16 protein-coding genes, 4 pseudogenes and 1 other annotated feature are annotated in these 15,917 nt (G+C 61.3%); of the genes and pseudogenes, 8 read left to right on the forward strand and 12 right to left on the reverse strand.

All coding sequences use genetic code 11. The features are described from left to right. Window positions 1-21: 21 nt before the first annotated feature. Together U5768_RS23825 and U5768_RS23830 are read right to left on the reverse strand one after the other, a co-directional pair. Entirely contained in the window at window positions 22-1,554 is a 1,533-nt protein-coding gene (locus U5768_RS23825) for a sodium:solute symporter family protein (RefSeq protein WP_322032850.1), read from the reverse strand. Continuing rightward, window positions 1,551-1,775 carry a hypothetical protein gene (locus U5768_RS23830; protein ID WP_322032851.1) on the reverse strand — a complete coding sequence of 75 codons (225 nt, stop codon included), beginning with the start codon at window positions 1,773-1,775 and terminating at the stop codon, window positions 1,551-1,553. The genes U5768_RS23825 and U5768_RS23830 overlap by 4 nt, the downstream gene beginning before the upstream one ends. A gap of 156 nt (window positions 1,776-1,931) precedes the next feature. Here U5768_RS23830 and U5768_RS23835 point away from each other — a divergent pair, with 156 nt between their 5' ends. Both U5768_RS23835 and U5768_RS23840 read left to right on the forward strand, forming a co-directional pair. Continuing rightward, window positions 1,932-2,912: a LacI family DNA-binding transcriptional regulator gene (locus U5768_RS23835; RefSeq protein WP_322032852.1), complete on the forward strand. Its 981-nt coding sequence runs from the start codon at window positions 1,932-1,934 to the stop codon at window positions 2,910-2,912. A 50-nt stretch (window positions 2,913-2,962) separates the two neighbouring features. Then, entirely contained in the window at window positions 2,963-3,382 is a 420-nt protein-coding gene (locus tag U5768_RS23840; RefSeq protein WP_322032853.1) for a hypothetical protein, read from the forward strand. An 804-nt stretch (window positions 3,383-4,186) separates the two neighbouring features. Here U5768_RS23840 and U5768_RS23845 read toward each other — a convergent pair. From U5768_RS23845 to U5768_RS23875, 7 genes are all read right to left on the reverse strand, one after another. After that, the gene (locus U5768_RS23845) at window positions 4,187-5,044 is read right to left on the reverse strand and encodes a hypothetical protein (RefSeq protein ID WP_322032854.1); all 858 of its coding nucleotides are present in this window, start codon (window positions 5,042-5,044) and stop codon (window positions 4,187-4,189) included. 220 nt (window positions 5,045-5,264) lie between these two features. After that, window positions 5,265-5,417, reverse strand: a complete 153-nt coding sequence (locus U5768_RS23850; RefSeq protein WP_322032855.1) for a hypothetical protein — start codon at window positions 5,415-5,417, stop codon at window positions 5,265-5,267. Then, on the reverse strand, window positions 5,414-5,701 hold the full coding sequence (locus tag U5768_RS23855; RefSeq protein ID WP_322032856.1) for a hypothetical protein: 288 nt from the start codon (window positions 5,699-5,701) through the stop codon (window positions 5,414-5,416). Before U5768_RS23855 ends, U5768_RS23850 begins: the two co-directional genes overlap by 4 nt. Next, on the reverse strand, window positions 5,682-6,272 hold the full coding sequence (locus U5768_RS23860; protein WP_322032857.1) for a helix-turn-helix transcriptional regulator: 591 nt from the start codon (window positions 6,270-6,272) through the stop codon (window positions 5,682-5,684). Before U5768_RS23860 ends, U5768_RS23855 begins: the two co-directional genes overlap by 20 nt. A gap of 76 nt (window positions 6,273-6,348) precedes the next feature. Further along, entirely contained in the window at window positions 6,349-6,867 is a 519-nt protein-coding gene (locus U5768_RS23865) for a 3'-5' exoribonuclease (RefSeq protein WP_322032858.1), read from the reverse strand. Between the two features lie 408 nt (window positions 6,868-7,275). Continuing rightward, complete coding sequence (locus tag U5768_RS23870; protein ID WP_322032859.1) at window positions 7,276-7,824, reverse strand: HAD domain-containing protein; 549 nt, start codon at window positions 7,822-7,824, stop codon at window positions 7,276-7,278. 39 nt (window positions 7,825-7,863) lie between these two features. After that, window positions 7,864-8,175 carry a hypothetical protein gene (locus tag U5768_RS23875; RefSeq protein WP_322032860.1) on the reverse strand — a complete coding sequence of 104 codons (312 nt, stop codon included), beginning with the start codon at window positions 8,173-8,175 and terminating at the stop codon, window positions 7,864-7,866. 389 nt (window positions 8,176-8,564) lie between these two features. Between U5768_RS23875 and U5768_RS23880 the strand changes: the two genes are divergently transcribed. Both U5768_RS23880 and U5768_RS23885 read left to right on the forward strand, forming a co-directional pair. After that, on the forward strand, window positions 8,565-8,912 hold the full coding sequence (locus tag U5768_RS23880) for a helix-turn-helix domain-containing protein (RefSeq protein ID WP_322032861.1): 348 nt from the start codon (window positions 8,565-8,567) through the stop codon (window positions 8,910-8,912). A 474-nt stretch (window positions 8,913-9,386) separates the two neighbouring features. Beyond that, window positions 9,387-10,485 (forward strand): annotated as a pseudogene (locus tag U5768_RS23885) (IS5 family transposase). A gap of 52 nt (window positions 10,486-10,537) precedes the next feature. Here the strand turns inward: U5768_RS23885 and U5768_RS32000 are convergent. Further along, a pseudogene (locus U5768_RS32000) lies at window positions 10,538-10,762 on the reverse strand (transposase domain-containing protein); the annotation flags it as partial. A gap of 743 nt (window positions 10,763-11,505) precedes the next feature. Here U5768_RS32000 and U5768_RS23895 point away from each other — a divergent pair. Beyond that, on the forward strand, window positions 11,506-12,234 hold the full coding sequence (locus U5768_RS23895) for an MEDS domain-containing protein (protein ID WP_322032862.1): 729 nt from the start codon (window positions 11,506-11,508) through the stop codon (window positions 12,232-12,234). A 39-nt stretch (window positions 12,235-12,273) separates the two neighbouring features. Then, window positions 12,274-13,902: an ATP-binding protein gene (locus tag U5768_RS23900; protein ID WP_322032863.1), complete on the forward strand. Its 1,629-nt coding sequence runs from the start codon at window positions 12,274-12,276 to the stop codon at window positions 13,900-13,902. A gap of 49 nt (window positions 13,903-13,951) precedes the next feature. On the opposite strand, the gene U5768_RS23905 is transcribed toward U5768_RS23900, so the two are convergent. Beyond that, complete coding sequence (locus U5768_RS23905; protein WP_415913965.1) at window positions 13,952-14,179, reverse strand: IS66 family transposase; 228 nt, start codon at window positions 14,177-14,179, stop codon at window positions 13,952-13,954. Between the two features lie 90 nt (window positions 14,180-14,269). Here U5768_RS23905 and U5768_RS32005 point away from each other — a divergent pair. Next, window positions 14,270-14,557, forward strand: a pseudogene (locus U5768_RS32005) (DDE-type integrase/transposase/recombinase); the annotation flags it as partial. Window positions 14,558-14,621: 64 nt separating this feature from the next. Here the strand turns inward: U5768_RS32005 and U5768_RS23910 are convergent. Further along, a pseudogene (locus U5768_RS23910) lies at window positions 14,622-15,078 on the reverse strand (transposase); the annotation flags it as partial. Continuing rightward, window positions 14,682-14,797 (reverse strand) — a sequence feature (AL1L pseudoknot). (Overlaps the previous pseudogene by 116 nt.) A 292-nt stretch (window positions 15,079-15,370) precedes the next feature. Here U5768_RS23910 and U5768_RS23915 point away from each other — a divergent pair. Further along, window positions 15,371-15,904 (forward strand): 2,4'-dihydroxyacetophenone dioxygenase family protein, encoded by a 534-nt coding sequence (locus tag U5768_RS23915; protein ID WP_322032864.1) that lies wholly within the window; start codon window positions 15,371-15,373, stop codon window positions 15,902-15,904. Window positions 15,905-15,917 lie beyond the last annotated feature (13 nt).

Genomic DNA, 15,917 nt, shown 5'->3' on the forward strand with positions numbered 1-15,917 from the left:
GAGTCTTTCCTTCTTGTTCAGTTAGCTACCACGTGAAACCTTTGCGGCAATCTCGTGCGGGTAATCGACCAAATCCCCCGCTTCCTGCGAGCCCCGATGGCTGAACAACCGTTCCACGCGCTGTCGCTCGGCGGCCTTCATTGGCAACGCGTACGTCACGACGAAATATGCCGCCGTATTAATCAGCAGTCCGACCACGCCTGCAGTCGCTCCGCCGAACCACGGAATCGAAATCGGATAGAACACCTGCAGGACCGTGGCGCTCGCGATACCGCTCACCATCCCGGCAACGGCCGCCGCCGCGGTGCCGCGCTTCCAGAAGATGCCGAGCAGGAGCGTCGGAGCGAGTTGGGAAATTGCCTGATACGAGATGAAGGCCAGCGTGATCAGACCGGACGTGAGACTCATCGTCGCGAACGCGCCAACCGTCGCCAATATCGTCAAAACGACCACCGCGATACGCCCGATGCGTGCGTCGGTGATTCGCACGTCCATCGCCGCGCCAACGATGTCGTTTGCGGTCTGCGTGCCCAGTGCCTGCAGGTTCGCGCCGATGTTACCCATCGTCGCCGCGACGACGCAGATGCCCGCGAGCGTCACCAGCCCGACGCCACCGATACCTGCGGTGATGAACCAGACATTGTCCGGCGCCTTCTCGACTCCCGGCACGGACGCCGCGACGACCCCCAGCAGCATCAGCGCGGAACTGAAGATCAACAGCAGCGGGGCCGCCATCACGGCCGAACGCTTGATCGTTGCCGTACCGTTTGCCGTGAAAAGGCGAACAAAGATGTCCGGCCAGCACCACCCGCCCAGCACGCCGGTCAGCGTCAGCGACATCACATAAAGCGGGCCGAGCGCGCTGCCGGGCCCAGGCAGCGAAAAGCGGCTGGCCGGCAGCCTGTCGAAGCCGTGGCCGTTGGTGAACAGCCACGTGAGAAGCCCGAGAATAATGACGGTGCCGACCATGTAGGCGACGATACCCTGCACCATGTCGCTGATGATCACGCCGCGCATCCCGAAGCGGGCTGTCCAGATCTGGCGCAACCCGATCACGACAATGCCGACCAGCACGGCAGTGGTTTCGCTGAAGTGACCAAACGACAGGTACTTGAAAACAAGCGCAAGCGACTGCATCCCGAGAATGACCCACGGAAACGACGCGCCGATACCGATGATCGCCGCGATGACGCGGACCGCCCGCGAGTTGTAACGCAGCCCGAGCAGATCGGCCTGGGTACGAAGATCGTGCCGCTTGCCCCATTCGTAGACCGGCCGGGCCAGAAAGAACATCAGCACGACGGCGAGCAGCGAGTAGATCACCGAATAGAAGCTGATCACACCAAACTCCGCGGCGAACCCCGCGAACGAAATGAACATGGTTCCCGGTAACCAGGTGTTCAGGAACGCCATCGTGCTGAACCAGGATCCGAACGATCGCCCGGCCGTCGCGTATTCACTGAAGCCCGAACTCTGCTTCTTTGTAAATTCGAGGATGCCGATTACGACCAGAAAGAAGACGGCGATGCCGCCGTAACCTATCACCGCATTCATTGGCTGTCCCTCTTGTCTGGATCAATGGTCATCATCACCCCCAGACTCATCGTGATGAAAACGCACGTGCCGAGGAAGTAACCGATCGAGGCTGAGGGCGTGCCGTTGCCAGCCGCCCAATGCAGTTGCGGCGTCAAGCTCACGATGAAATCGGTCGCGACAAGAATGGCGATGACCAATCTCGGCCACTTGTCTGGCGAGCGAGTCGAGGATGGATACATGGGAACTCCGAGGTCAATTAAATAATAATTTCAGGTTAAAATCTCTCAGAAACCGCGTGCCGGAACGTTCCGGCACTGTGGAAATCATGCAGTCACCGATATTGCATGTCAAGCTATCGGACGTAATTTTCCGTTGAATTTCAGGTAGGGTTTTCCATGGCAGCAACAACCATCCTCGATCTGGCCCGTGCGCTCGGTTTGTCGAAAACGACCGTTTCGGATGCGTTGATCGGTTCCGGTCGCGTGTCGGAAGAGACGCGCAAGCGCGTGACCGACGCGGCTCACTCGATGGGCTATGTGTCAAACAATGCCGCTCGCTCGCTGCGCCGCCGCAGCATGGGCGCGTTGGGCCTGTACATTCCAGCCTATGCGCGCGCGCTGTCGTTCTACATGCACTTCGCATTCGGCGCGGTAGCCGGCGCGGCGGCCGCGGGAAGCGACCTGACGTTGCACGCGAGTGAGGCCAGGCGTTTTCGCGTCGATGGCGCGCTAGTCATCGACGCGATGGATGACGACCCGGTCGTCCAGCACATGCTGGACGCATCCTTACCGATCGTCTTCGCCGGTCGCAGTTCCCGCGCGCTCAGCCCGAACCTTCCGATCGCGATGATCGAAATCGACCATCGGGAAACCGTTGATTTCCTGCTCGACAGACTTCTCGCCAGCGGGGCAAAACGTCCCGGATTCATTGGTATGGACTTGCGCCACGGGCCTGGCTGGGCAATGGACGCGCATTGCGCGTTCGAGACCAGGTGCGCTCGCCAGGACATTGAGCCGCATATGGCGACGCTGGCGACGGATCACGACGACCGGGACCTGTTTCGGGCCATCGCACATCTGGTGCAGGAAAACCACATCGACTCACTCGTGGTCGGCCTGCAAGGCGTCGCCGCACGCGCGCTCCCGATGCTGCAGGAACTAGGGCAACCAGTCGCCAATCGGGGCGAGCCAGGCTTTCATCTCGCATCGCTGGCCGGTGATCCGGTCGGAGAGCTGGGCAACGCGAAGATTCTGGCGATGGACCTCGGGCCGAGGCAGTTCGGACTGGCCGCAGTCGAACTCCTCAATGAAATTATCGCGACGCCGCAAGCTGGCATCGTGCACAGATTCCACCGGCCGAATATCTTCGCAGAATAACGCGACGGGGACAGTGCGATCTGGTTCGGATTGCTCATGGAAAACCACCCATGATGTCTTCGAGCAGCAACTGCGCCAGTATTGATCTGGCGACTAGCTTCGGAAACAGAACGCGCTTCAGCCAGTTTCTTTTCCGTCAGTTTCACACTATCGGGCGGCACCCGCCCTCCTCCCACGGCCTCGCACCGGTACGTCCGTCGATGAAGCGCTCATATCAGGTGCTCATTTCGCCCTTGAACGTGGAAACTGGCTGGATGATCGGCGTTTCGCAAAAGCCTGCAGCGCTGATCCTTGTCGTTGACCCGGAATACGTGTCGGTCAGTCCCGAACAACGGCTGCGAGGCATATTGCATACGAGCCGAGCTCGAGTCTATACGGATAGTGTGCAGAGCCGCCGCGAGGACTCGACATCATCGACCGCCGCGTTGCTGTCGCCAGAGTCCATTGAGTTCTTAAGCCGAACGCCTTGATGGGAGCCGATTTTGAACGATTGCACTCAGCACAAAGAATCGGCTGCTGATCGACAACAGACGGTTCAGCCAATCCGGTCGCCACTCAATATCGCCAGCCTCGGTAACTATAAAGTCGCGCTGCCAATCACAGCTAAATCGGTAACATGGTGCAGAATCGAGACCTCATGCACAAAGTGGACCCCCATTGTCCGTGAAAGCATTGAGCAATGCTGTGCCACACTGCTGCGTCGGAGAGCGGAGTTCGGTCTTGCCTTCCCCGGCATTGCGGTGAGCAAGTAATCACTTGTTGTAACTCGCCTCCGGCCTGTGGCATGCGAGTTAGCCTGTATGCGGGCATTTCCATCAGCGAAGTTCAAAAGCAGCGGCAAGAAACCCGCTTCTGCAACGGGGGTTGGTGGCTTTGATGCAGTGACTGGAACAATGGCCAGGTGCCTTAAATCGGACCAACGGGCGTCCGGGCAGGCCGAGGACCTTGCCGGGGATTCGCCCGCGACTGGCCGCTATACTCAGTTAAGTGCCGTTGAACCCTAGACAGTGCGACCGGCAGTTGCGGTTCGGGTGCCGTCCTTTGGCAGGGCGTAAAGCTGTCACTGGAACTAACAGTCCATCCAACGCCCGCGGAGCAATCGATAGCGACCTTTGGCCGGCGATCGGCCGAATGACCGCAATGGCCGACAACTTGCCAGCCGAGTCACCGCACGAATGACCGTTCCAGTTTGCGACCTGCCGCACCCCTCGCATTAGGTCGAAAGACAGGTTCAGCAGACGCGCGAATGGCGACGCAGGCCGTCATACGCGGCGCTATCCATGCACCGGGCCCACGACATGATCTTTTGCAGCCGCCACGGCCGCCTTGGCGTCCGAAGTCAGAACCTCGCGAGGACGCTTGCCATGCAGCATGCCGCAGGTCGACTCAAACCAGGCTGCAATCCGGAACGGGCTGTAGCCTGCAAAAACGCCCAGAATCTCTGCGACTTCGGGGATCGGGTTGCCGGTTTCGTCGAAGAGGTAGGCGGGGTACAGGGGCTGACCCGCCAGTTCAACGGCAAAAATCCTGGATTCCTTTTGCCACTGGTTCGTCACGGCCAACAGATCGGTCGCTTCCGGGTCGTGTCGCCTGCCGACAGTTTCCGCCGTCAACCATTCCGTTCCGTTGATGACCGCCGCGACGGCCTCCGATGATGGATCGATCGTAATGTTGCCGGTCCGACCGATGCTGCGATGAACTTTCTTACCGGAACCCTCACAAGCTGAAGGTCCCAGCCAGCTGTTCGTCGAGTGGTCTGTGCATCGCGTTCGCATCCAGCCCGCGCTGATCGTCTGCCCGGGGTTGCCGCATTGTTCGCACAGCCGGCCGCTCATCATTTCGGCCAGTTCAATCATGGCTCGCTGTCGCGCGTCAGCGCCGGAGGCACTGAAGCGCAACGTCCCGAACTTTTCCTTGACCTGCGATGCGACGACCTGCGGTGCGCCGTGCCTGGTAGCGAGTTGCAGTCTCGCGCACAACACATCGATCAGATCGAACCAGCCGTCCCCGCACCCGAATCCCCATAGGGAGAACACCGTTGGCATGCCGTCTGCCGTGTCGGTGGCTACCGGACCGACGGCGAAGATGAGCGGATATCTTTCCCGCAGGATGTTCGATAGTTCTTCACGCATCGTTCTCTTTCTCCGCCCCCTCTATTTCAGAAGCAGCTACCCCTTCAATTCCATGGCGAGAGGCCACACCGCGAAACGCGAGGCTGCACTGAACCATGCGCTTCGCTCATCGCATGATTCGCCGGGCATCGTCAGTGACAAAAACGGCGCTCTCTCGTGCATATTTCGGCATTCGACTTGAGCTTATGATTACAGCGTTCAGATCCACTGCTCCCTGCCATCAGCGTTGACCACCAAGAAAGTCGTACCGGTCGTGCGCGTAAGCACAGCCGTGATCGGGGATGCCGGACCCGGAGAGCTTCTGATCGAAGAATGTTCTGGCCGGCTCGGGAATTTCGTCCAGACGCACATAGCGGAAGCCCGCGTCGTTCACGCGCACGTGACCTTTGGCTGTGCTGGCCGCGGCGGCAACGCTTCGCGGCTCTGGTTCAGTACGGCAGCAAGACCGCGCGCAACGAGATCCCACACGCTACCCGGCCACCTCGGATAACCGCGCACGATCGTCCGCTCTCCGACCTCACCGAGTACCGCATCGTCCAGGACCACTGCGTAATCGGCGAGCGCACCGTTACGCACACGCGCGATATCCGCCGTCGCGATGACACCCTTTCCGCTTTCCCGCCCGCCGGGCAGCAGCTCAACCGTGATTCGAAGCATTCGCCGCTCCTTCTGGTGATTCCAGCAGTTGTCCCGGCGCAAGACGGAGCGCGCGTTCCCAGGCGCGAAGCTGTTGCCCGGTGAGCGCCTTCGGGAACGCTCCGCGCTCCCACCGCAACAGCGTAGGCCGGGACACACCGCAGACCCGCGCCACTTCCGCGACCGGGAGTCCGAGCGCCCTCCGGAGTTGCGCAGCGTGCGGCCCGATCTGCTCGCAGCGGACGACGGGAATTCGCACGGGCAGTGCTTCCGCTCCTGCCGCCGTGCACACTGACGCATCACCGGCAATGACGACTGGATCGGGCAACGGCGGCGCGTCCTGACTGAGGAGCCAGCCTTCCGGTATCTGCAGCGCGGCCTCCAGCGTTTCCACGATGCCCGCGTCAATGGTGTCGGGCACCCTTCCGTTCTCCCAGTGCACATAGGTCGGGTGCGCCACACCCACCCAGGCCGCCAGTTCGACCTGCGTCAATCCCAGTGCCCTGCGGCGGTCGCGCAGGCGCTGCGCGAGCCGCTGCGCATCGGACCGTGGAATCCATGCGCGCGTCCCGGTCCTCCCGATCTCATCCATGTCGTCTGTTTTCTTTACGAAAGGAAGTCTCTGCATGGTCGGAGCACCGCGAACGGATATTCCGGCCTCGTCGTACTCACCCGGTGCAGGCGCACGCGTTGGCCCGCGCATCATGCAGCGCATGGTGCTCGCCGCCATGGCGGGCGTAGTAGGCGGCGCGCCGCTCCCGGTCGCGCCGGCCCGCGATGTTCTTGAGCCGCCAGCCGCGCGGCAGCGCACCGCCCAGCAGGAACCGGAACAGGTTCAGGTCCGTCTCGTAGTCGTAGCAGAGCACCGGCCCGGCGTCGCCCGGTATGCCTGCGAGCCAGCGGCGTAATTCGTCGCGCAGCCGGTCAAACGGCATCGCGCGCCCCCCGAACTGACCCAGTTGCGGCAGCACCACTGCGCGCACGAAGTCACTGCACAGTGCCGGATCGAAGTCGGTCCGTTCACCGTAGAACTCGTCACCGTTCTCGCCCACGACGGCGACGCTGATCAGCTGGCAGCACTGGAAATCGGTGAACTCGGTGTCGATGAAATAGTGGCGGTCCTGACCGCCATCCGCCCCGGTCGGGATCGGATGCACCAGGGCACCATGAAAGCGGGGATCGGTCATGGACGTGCGCACCTTCGCGCGTTACCGGGACACACCGCTCCATCCCGGCGACCGGTCCGTTCGACATTCAGCATCGGTTCGCTCCTGCCTGATTGAAACGGCCTCGGCCACCCGCACGTTGCCGCGTGCGCGACTGGCCATTCACGCCGCCTGCTGGATTCTTCGTCGCCCACCGTCGTCGTCCGGGTCCGGATCGGGTGCCGCGCGTTTGGCTGGCTGCCGCCCGGCGCCCCGTGGACGCGCGGGCCGACGCCGGAGCGGTCCTCGAGTACGCTCACGTGCCCGGGAAGCCGCACGGTGGCCGCCTGACGCTCTTCATCGCGTGTCGTCTGTACCGGCTCAGCCAGTCCCGCCCAACGCCGCGCCGGCCGTAACGGCTGCGCGCTTCCCGCGATAAGCGGCGGATTATCACGGGAAGCCCCCTTCAGGACGATGCATCGCGGCAAGCCGCGCCTCCAGTTGCGCGAGGACCGCCGGATCGCTGATGCCGAGCACGGGGTCGGTATGCACCAGGTGCCCCCGGCACACTGCCGGCCAGCCCACATCATCGTCGTCGAGCGCGAGCCACGCTGCAGGCCGTCGCCGGCACACGTCGCCCCAGACCTGCACGCCACGCGGCACGGACCGGAACCACACCGGATCCATCCGGCCGTGGAAGGTCGCGCCAATCACGCGCTGGCGCAGGTCCTGCGGCAGACGCCGGGCCGTCGTGCGCACACTGCGGAACACCCGCACCCAGCTCGTGGACAGCACGATGCGCAGCTCAGGGTACGGTTCGAGGCAGCGCGCGAGCAGCGCCGCGTGTTCGAACACCACATGTCCTGGTGGGGTGGCGACATAGGGACCATAACCCGGCCGTCGCCAGACATCCTTCGGATGAAGCACACCGTCGAAATCGAGGTACAGCACGATGCCGCCCCGCCGTTGCGGCCACATGTCCGGCTCCTCAATGGTCATGCCCGGCCTGCCTGGATGCGCCTCCACTGCAGGTCAGAGTCAGCAACGGGCTGCGGGCGGCGCCTTCGCGCGCCAGAGCCGCCTGCCGCGCGCGGGCTTTGCCGCGAGGGCGTACGGCACCGATAACGTGCGCCCCGCTGCCGTTGTGAACCGGGTTACCGTGAGCAACTGTTTGCCTGTCCCGCGATGCTCGTACTCGGTCACCCCCACCCTGATCTCACAAAGCGGCTCGAGCGTCCACTGTTCGACCTCCCGCGCGAGCCTCGTGCTCAGTATGGCCGCGTCGCGCAGGACGACCGCCCCTTCGATGAACTGCTCAAGCGTCGCAGCCGTCTCGGGCAGGTCGAGCATCACGATTGTCGGGACGGCCCGCGAACGCGCCCGCGACACCCTGAGAATCAGGACGTCCCGCGGGAGCAGTTGCTGGACCGCTGACCATACCCCCCTGCCCGGCAACCCGCCGAAAGGCACGTTCAACGGAGGCACCCGGTTAATTTCACTCGTCACAAACATACAGCCAACTACCTCTTTGCTTTCTCTATCAACTAGCCGCCCTATACCGCGCCAATCTCCCCCAAGAGGATCAAGCATCCTCCCGCGAACAGATCACCACCAAAAAACCACAAAACCCAGACTGCACATAGGTTTCAGCCAGATACTTCACACTTAATTCCTAGTGTACTGGGAAGACAAATTATAGCCCCAACTGGAGAGTGCTCCCATTTCACTGGGAGAAAAATTTGGAGTTGGCCGAAGTCTTTGGGGCGGTCCTGCGCGAACGCCGTATCCGCGCCGAGCTAACACAAGAGCAGTTCGCCTTTGAAGCGGATATACGGCGCAATTACGTCAGCATGCTGGAACTTGGCCAACACCAGCCAACTCTGACTATGCTGTTTGCGCTGGCTGCTGCTTTGAAATGCTCGCCCAGCGAACTCCTCGCTGAAGTCGAACGGAAGCTCAAAAAGTCTCGTCGCTCGACCAAGAATGCGCCGAATACGGTTAAGAGGCGCGTGAAGGCTGCCACCGACAATTCGCGTGTGGATGAGGCGACCGACCGCTCACACCAGCGGTCCCGGCGCAGCAAATAAGCCTGCGTCCCTGGTCTCCAAGCGGAGGACAAGATCCTGCGGCCTCAGAGCTAAAACGAGATCCATCCGCACGTTTGCAAGTCCATTTGCGTCCAATTCTTGGCGCCCGTGCTGCTTGTCGCACCTGCCAGGACGTGACGAAGCTGTAGCATCAGATCTCGTTCGATACCGTCACCCCCTGGGCCAAGTAACGACAATGAGCACCGGGCCGGCGGATCAGTTGGACATTGGACTAGCCGTGGCGACTGATCGTTCACCGCGAGCACATCGGGTAGTTGGCGTAGTGCGGCCTTCGTCCGTGGACCGACGGGGCCGAACACGGGCAGGATGCGTTGGGGCCGGTTGAGGTAGCCGGGCGTTTGGTGGCCAGCCCCTAGCAGGCTGTTGAATTTGGATCCCGTGTAAACGGGGTTTGCGGGGCGAGCGTTATGGATATCGTGTTCATGATCTTTGGCGGCAGATGCGATACGCGGAATGGATGAGATGCAGGAGCCCCTGTTCACGACGGTCAAGCTGGAGGACTTCGTCCCTGCAGACCGATCCGGTTGCTGATGAATGATGCGTTGAAACGGCTCAATGGGCTGTTCAGTGCCATCTACGCGGACACCGGCCGGGCTTCGGTTGCGCCCGGAAACTGATGCGTGCGCTGCTGTTGCAGGTGCTCTACTCGGTGCGCAGCGAGCGCATGCTGATGGAACAGATGCGCTACAACCTGCTGTTCCGCTGGTTTGTCGGGCTGGCGATTGAGGACACCGTGTGGGACCACTCGGTGTTCTCGAAGAACCGCGACCGGCTGCTGGAGCATGAAGTCGTGGAAGCGTTCTTTACGGAAGTCATGAGCCTGGCGGACAAGCGGGGCTTGCTCTCGAGAGACCATTTCTCGGTGGACGGCACGCTGATTCTGGCGTGGGCTAGTCACAAGAGCTTCCGCCGCAAGGACGGCCCGGACGATGGTCCGCCAGGCGGCGGCGGCCGCAACGCGACACTGACTGGAAAGGCGAGCGACGTAGCAATGCCACGCACGAGTCGACTACTGATCCGGAGACGCGATTGTCCAAGAAGAGCCACGAGAGCCCGGCCATCCTGTGCTACCACGGGCACATCCTGATGGAAAGTCGTTCGGGGCTGGTGGTCGGCGCCGTGGTTAGTCACGCAGATGGTTTCGCCGAGCGCGCGAGCGCGTTGCAGTTGCTCGATCGCGTGCCAGGCGCTCATGCGAAGACAGTGGGTGCCGACAAGGCGTACGATACCCGCGACTTCGTCTTCGTGAACGATTGCCGCGCTCGCAACGTGACACCGCATGTCGCGCGCAACGATATGCGTTGGGGCGGCAGCGCAATTGACGGCCGCACTTCGCGGCACGCGGATTACCGGATCAGCCAGATCATCCGCAAACGAATCGAAGAACATTTCGGCTGGGGTAAAACCGTCGGTAGGATCCGGCAGACGGTTTATCTTGGCATCCGGGGCGTCGACCCAGCATTTCAAGCTGACGACGGTTGCGAGCAATCTGACCCGCATGAGAAGGCGAAAAAACGTCGATGAGCGCAATTCCGGGGGCCCTGCGCGGTGAAAGCGAGCACCCAGTTTTGCATACGGGCCGTCGTATTGACGGGCCCATCATACGCAGCACCCTCGTCGGGCTGCAGGTCTTCGAGCCGCAGTTCAAGCTGCTCGATCTGGCGATCGAGCTTCTCCGACTTGCGGCCGAACTGCATACGGCGCAGGGTCGCGATGACGGTTGCATGCCGCATTGACCAAAACTGTGGTGTGCGGGTGGATTTGGTAGCCCGGCATATCTTCATGTCCGGATCTCCCATGCTCGGTGGCGGAAGACGCTGGACGCACATCCCAATTTGGTGGGAACACCGTTCCGGCGTCGGTAAACAGATCATGCGCCTTCGGGACCTCAACGGTGACTGCGGATCAGCATAGGGTTCGCACGACGCTGCTACTTCACCGACAAGTGTGCGTCGGCGTGATGCCGGCGCGGTCGGGCACGTTTGCGATCGTTTGGGTGCGCTCTCCTCTCCCCATCGCAACTCAGCCCTTGCAGGAGCGCGGTCAGACGCTTTCCCAAGGGCCACAGATACGCTGCCGCACGAGAGGTATTACCCCCCCAAGCCGATGCAGGTCGAACTAGCCAGCCTTGGACGCGGCGCGCTCAGTTCGACCGCAGCGCCAAGGACGCTGCCCTGCCACCTGGCAGATTCGTTTGCCGGCCGGGCGCACGCAATACTCATCTCATACAGACAGGTCATCGCAACGAGATCGGCCCCGCTGGCCGTGGAATGGGGTGTTGCGGGCGCTTTTTGATCCAATTCCCGGACGCCGAGGAATTCGCCAGGCGCGGGCCCTGGACTGGTACATGTGTCGCTGCATCGCGCTCGCCTATGAGGGCAGGATTTTGGTCAGATCCGATGAGCGCGAGACACGGTTCATTGGCGAATTTTCGCGCTTCCCTGCGTCGGCACGTTACCGCCCGTTCCGCTGCGGAGTTCCACCGTCGTGGCTTCCGCCATACCGTAGGGCGGCAACGTCTCCGTCAGAGATATAATTCGATCGCCCTCGCCCGCCATAGGTGGCAACGTGGATGACCGCCGGTAGCACGTATGAGACGCAGGCGATCGACTTCTACGGGCATGACGCGCCCAGTCCGCTGTATCGAAGCGCCTCTATTCAGGAACATGACATGACTAGTCCCACTACTATCGCCGGCACGCCGCTCGGTGCCTACCATGTATGCGCGTTTTTCAACAGCCGCGACGAAGAATACGACGCGCTCAATCCGTATTACAGGCAGGGCGTGGACAACGGCGAGAGGAATCTTCACATCGTCGATCCCGCTAATCTGGACGATCACCGTGCCCGGCTGGAGAAGGCAGGCATCGACACGCACCAGTGCGAGGCCTGCGGACAGCTTGAAGTCCTTACGTGGCCGCAAGCCTATCTCGATGAGCAGGGCAGGTTCGACAAGGACAGGATGCTCGCGCTGGTGGACGGCCTGTCCGACGCGGGGCGCGCGAAAGGGTTTTCGCAGCTTCGTATCATGGGAAATATGGACTGGGCCTTCGGTGATACGCCGGGAGCGCCAGAACTCATCATGTACGAAGCCGAAGTCAACGAGATCATCGAACGCAACCGTCAACACGCGGTTTGCGTTTATGACATGGCCAAGCTGTCGGGTGCCATGCTGATGGACGTGCTCCGCACCCATCCGCTGACGCTGATCAACGGCATCGTGCAGGAGAACCCGTTTTTCATTCCGCCGTCGGGAATGATCAAGGAACTTGAGGCGCGCAAAGAGCGTGCGGACATCTGAGCATTCGATCTGCGCCGGTGACCCCAGGCGATCATGCCGATGAAAAGAGACCGATACGATGGCGAGAATGGCGAAAGCGCCGAGCACGCCCTGAGAGACTTGATGGGCCTGCTGGCGCTCCCTGCACTTTGGGTCGGCGCGGACGGCAAAGCAGTTGTCGCATTGATGACGCAGGCCATTGAGCGGATCGTGCCGCTTGATATCTGTTACGTCGATGTTCCCCTGTTGCCCGCCAGGGCGCCACTGATTCAGTTGAGGCTGCGCGGGCGAGAGGTCGAGCGCGATGAACTGAGCAGCTGGCGAAGCAACATCGAGAGCTGGCAAGTGTTGCCCATCGGGACGGGCGTCAGCCTGAGCGAGACACCCGCAGGTTCGATGTGGCTGATCCGGCTGAGCATGGGATTCAGTTCAGGTCAGGGAAGCGTATGGTTCGGATCTGCGTCGCCATCATTCCCGACACTCAACCAGATCGCGTTCCTGCGAGCGGCAACCTCTCAGGCCGCGACCGGCATCCAGGCGGCCCGGGCGGCGCACGAGCGCGAGGAAGCCAACCGCGCGAAAGACGAATTCCTCGCCATGCTCGGCCACGAGCTGCGAAACCCGCTCGCGCCGATCACCACCGCACTGGCGCTGATGCGGCGGGAACGCGGTAATGTCGGCGACCGCTATCTGGAGATCATCGAGCGGCAGGTGGCCCACCTGTCGCGTCTGGTGGAGGATCTGCTGGACGTGAGCCGCATCACGCGCGGGAAGATCGAACTGCAGCGGGAATGCCTGCGGATCAGCTCCGTGGTCACGCGCGCGATCGAGGCAGCAAGCCCGCTCGTTGAGCAGCGCAACCAGCGTCTGACCGTCGCACTGTCAGATGACGGGGCACAGATCTACGGAGATCTCACCCGGCTCACCCAGGCGTTCAGCAACCTGCTGAATAACGCGTCGAAATATACGGATACGGGGGGCGAGATCCGCGTCAGGGCGCATACGACAGCCGGACATGTGGCAGTCGCGATCTCGGATAACGGAGCAGGCATCAGCGCCGAACTGATGCCCAGACTGTTCCGGATCTTCGAGCAGGGCCTGACGACCATCGACAGGTCGAGAGGCGGTCTCGGCATCGGTCTCGCGCTCGTGAAGAACATGGTCGAACTGCATGGCGGGAACGTCAGTGCAGAAAGCGAAGGTGCGGGCAAAGGCTCCACTTTCACGGTGACGCTCCCGCTTGCGACCCGCGCGCAACTCGACAGCAGGCAGGCGTCACCGACTGCGTTCCCGGCCCCACCGATGGAGCGGCCGGGCGTTCGCGTCCTGCTGGTCGACGACAACGCAGACGGTCTTTATTCGATGGAGGCATTCCTCCAGGAATTCGGCTTTGAAGTAAGAACCGCGCTGGATCCTGCCCAGGCGCTAACGGTCGCGGCGCAGTTCAAGCCACACGTCGGAGTGCTTGATATTGGCCTGCCCGGTATGGACGGCTATGAACTCGCACTCGCGTTGCGTGCGCAATCCGAAAATGCCGCATTGCGGCTTTTTGCGCTCACCGGATACGGTCAATCCGAGGACATCAAGCGAGCCCATGCCGCTGGATTCGAGCGGCACTTTGTTAAGCCCGTCGCGCTATTCGAACTGGTTGATGGATTGCATGAGACAAAACGGGAATCGATGCCTTGATCAATCGCGATGGTCGTCCTGCCTACCGCCGACAATCTGTGTCATGCAGCTAGCACCATAACACATGGTTATTTGATATCGGCCAGTCCCCGTTCTCGACGTAACGGATTAGCTTCGGCCACTGCTCGCGCAGAGACGTTAACGCATTGCCTGGCGGACTTTTGGGCACAACACCGGGTGCCTGATCGAGCATCGGATTGTGAATGGCGCTGAGCACGCCGGGACTGCACCGTCGCCGCAAACTATGGTCGTTTTTGCATAAAACCGGTCGCGACATGGTGATGTTTACGCGCAACAGTGTCCGGGCTAGGCTCTATGAGCAATTCGGTTTCCTGCGCACATTGTCGATCTTTGTCGAGAAGATGCGCAAGTGTCTGCGGTGCGAGGCAAACGCGGCAGCATATGGCATCTGGACGAAGTGTTCGGGAAGCTGCGCGGCGAGCCCGGCCGTGGATGAATGCGGTGGCACCGATCTAGATGTGCTTCTGCAGAAGCGCGGGACAAGGCCGCAGTCAAACGCTTCCTCAAACGTGTGCTGTGATCGAATCCCGTGCCTCTAAAAATCGACACCGACCAATTGCGCGGTTATCCCGCGGCGAAGGCAGAAATCACAGAACTCGCGCCCGTCAAGGACGTGTTCGTGAAGGGCTGCTCGGGAGAATGAACCTGTCCGCATTTTTGTGGGCGAGGCGATTGATAAGACGCGTTATCCACGTGCCTGCGCGAACCGAGCGCCGCGACGGATCACGAAGCTGCGCGGCATGACGTCGGTAGCCCGACGGGGCAATCCGCAAGACCTGCAGATCGGCTCAACCCCGAAGGCGTCGCGATGCTGATCAATGAAGGCCTTCAGGACTTGAAACGGCGGTCGAGCTCCGCCTGGGGGAAAAACGCGCTCGCGACCTTGAGAATCTCGTTGGCACAACGCAACTCCTTAACTTCGCGCTCCAAGGCCTTGAGGCGTTCGCACCCGTCTGTGGTCACGCCATCGCGCTCACCGTGGTCGACCTGGTCGCGCTTGACCCATTCGTGAAGCGTCTACGGTGTGCAGCCGATCATCGGCGCAATCGATTCGACCGCCGCCCACATCGACGGACGTTCGCTACGCTGCTCGCGCACGAGGCGCACTGCAGGCTCCTGGACTTCTGGGGAAAACTTCGTCGCCTTCTTGTTCATGGCTCCATTCTCTCAAGAGTTGGAGCCACAAAATCCGGGGCGGTTCAAAGAGACATTCACAGGGCAACCGTACCGACGAATAAATGTCGCCTACGCACCCAACAGCGGACCGTCGAACATTGGCCGATTGTCGATCTACTGAGCTTGAGGCCGAACTGCCCTGATCCATTTCAGAATACCCCCTGTGCCGCCTTGATGCTGGGCGAACCGGGCCGCAATCCGTAGCATCCTGAATCTAGCAGCGCGCCAGTCCGCGTCAATCGCAGGTTGTTCCCACACGGAGAATTCAAATATGTCCACCCCAAAGCCCGACGAACTCGCTATCCCCTATGCATTGCCACAGGTTCCTTATATGTCGCCAGATCTCGTGCACCTCAACGTCCTGGACAAATGGCTCGAAAACGATGACCTCTGGGTGCCGGTCACGCAAAGCGTCTCTTTCAAGCCTCTACTGCTTTCGACGAGCGGCGGCTACTACGTCAATCTGCTCCGGGTTCGCAAAGCCGGCGTCCTCTCCCGCCACCGTCACACGGGCGCAGTCCATGCCATCGTTCTCAAAGGCCGCTGGCAATACCTGGAACACGACTGGATCGCGGAGGAAGGCTCCTACGCTCACGAGCCGGCTGGAGAGACACATACGTTGGTCGTTCCGGAAGGCGTCGAAGAAATGATCACCTGGTTTCACGTGACCGGTGGCTACACGTACGTCGATCCCCAAGGAGTCGCTGTCGGATACGAAGACGTGTTCACTAAGCTTGAGGCGGCTCGCAAGCACTACACGAACTTGGGCTTGCCGGATAATTACGTCGAGCAGTTCATCCGCTAAGATGTAGAGTGCA

The sequence above is a fragment of the Paraburkholderia sp. J76 genome (genome assembly GCF_905220295.1).
In the GTDB taxonomy this organism is placed as follows: Bacteria; Pseudomonadota; Gammaproteobacteria; order Burkholderiales; family Burkholderiaceae; genus Paraburkholderia.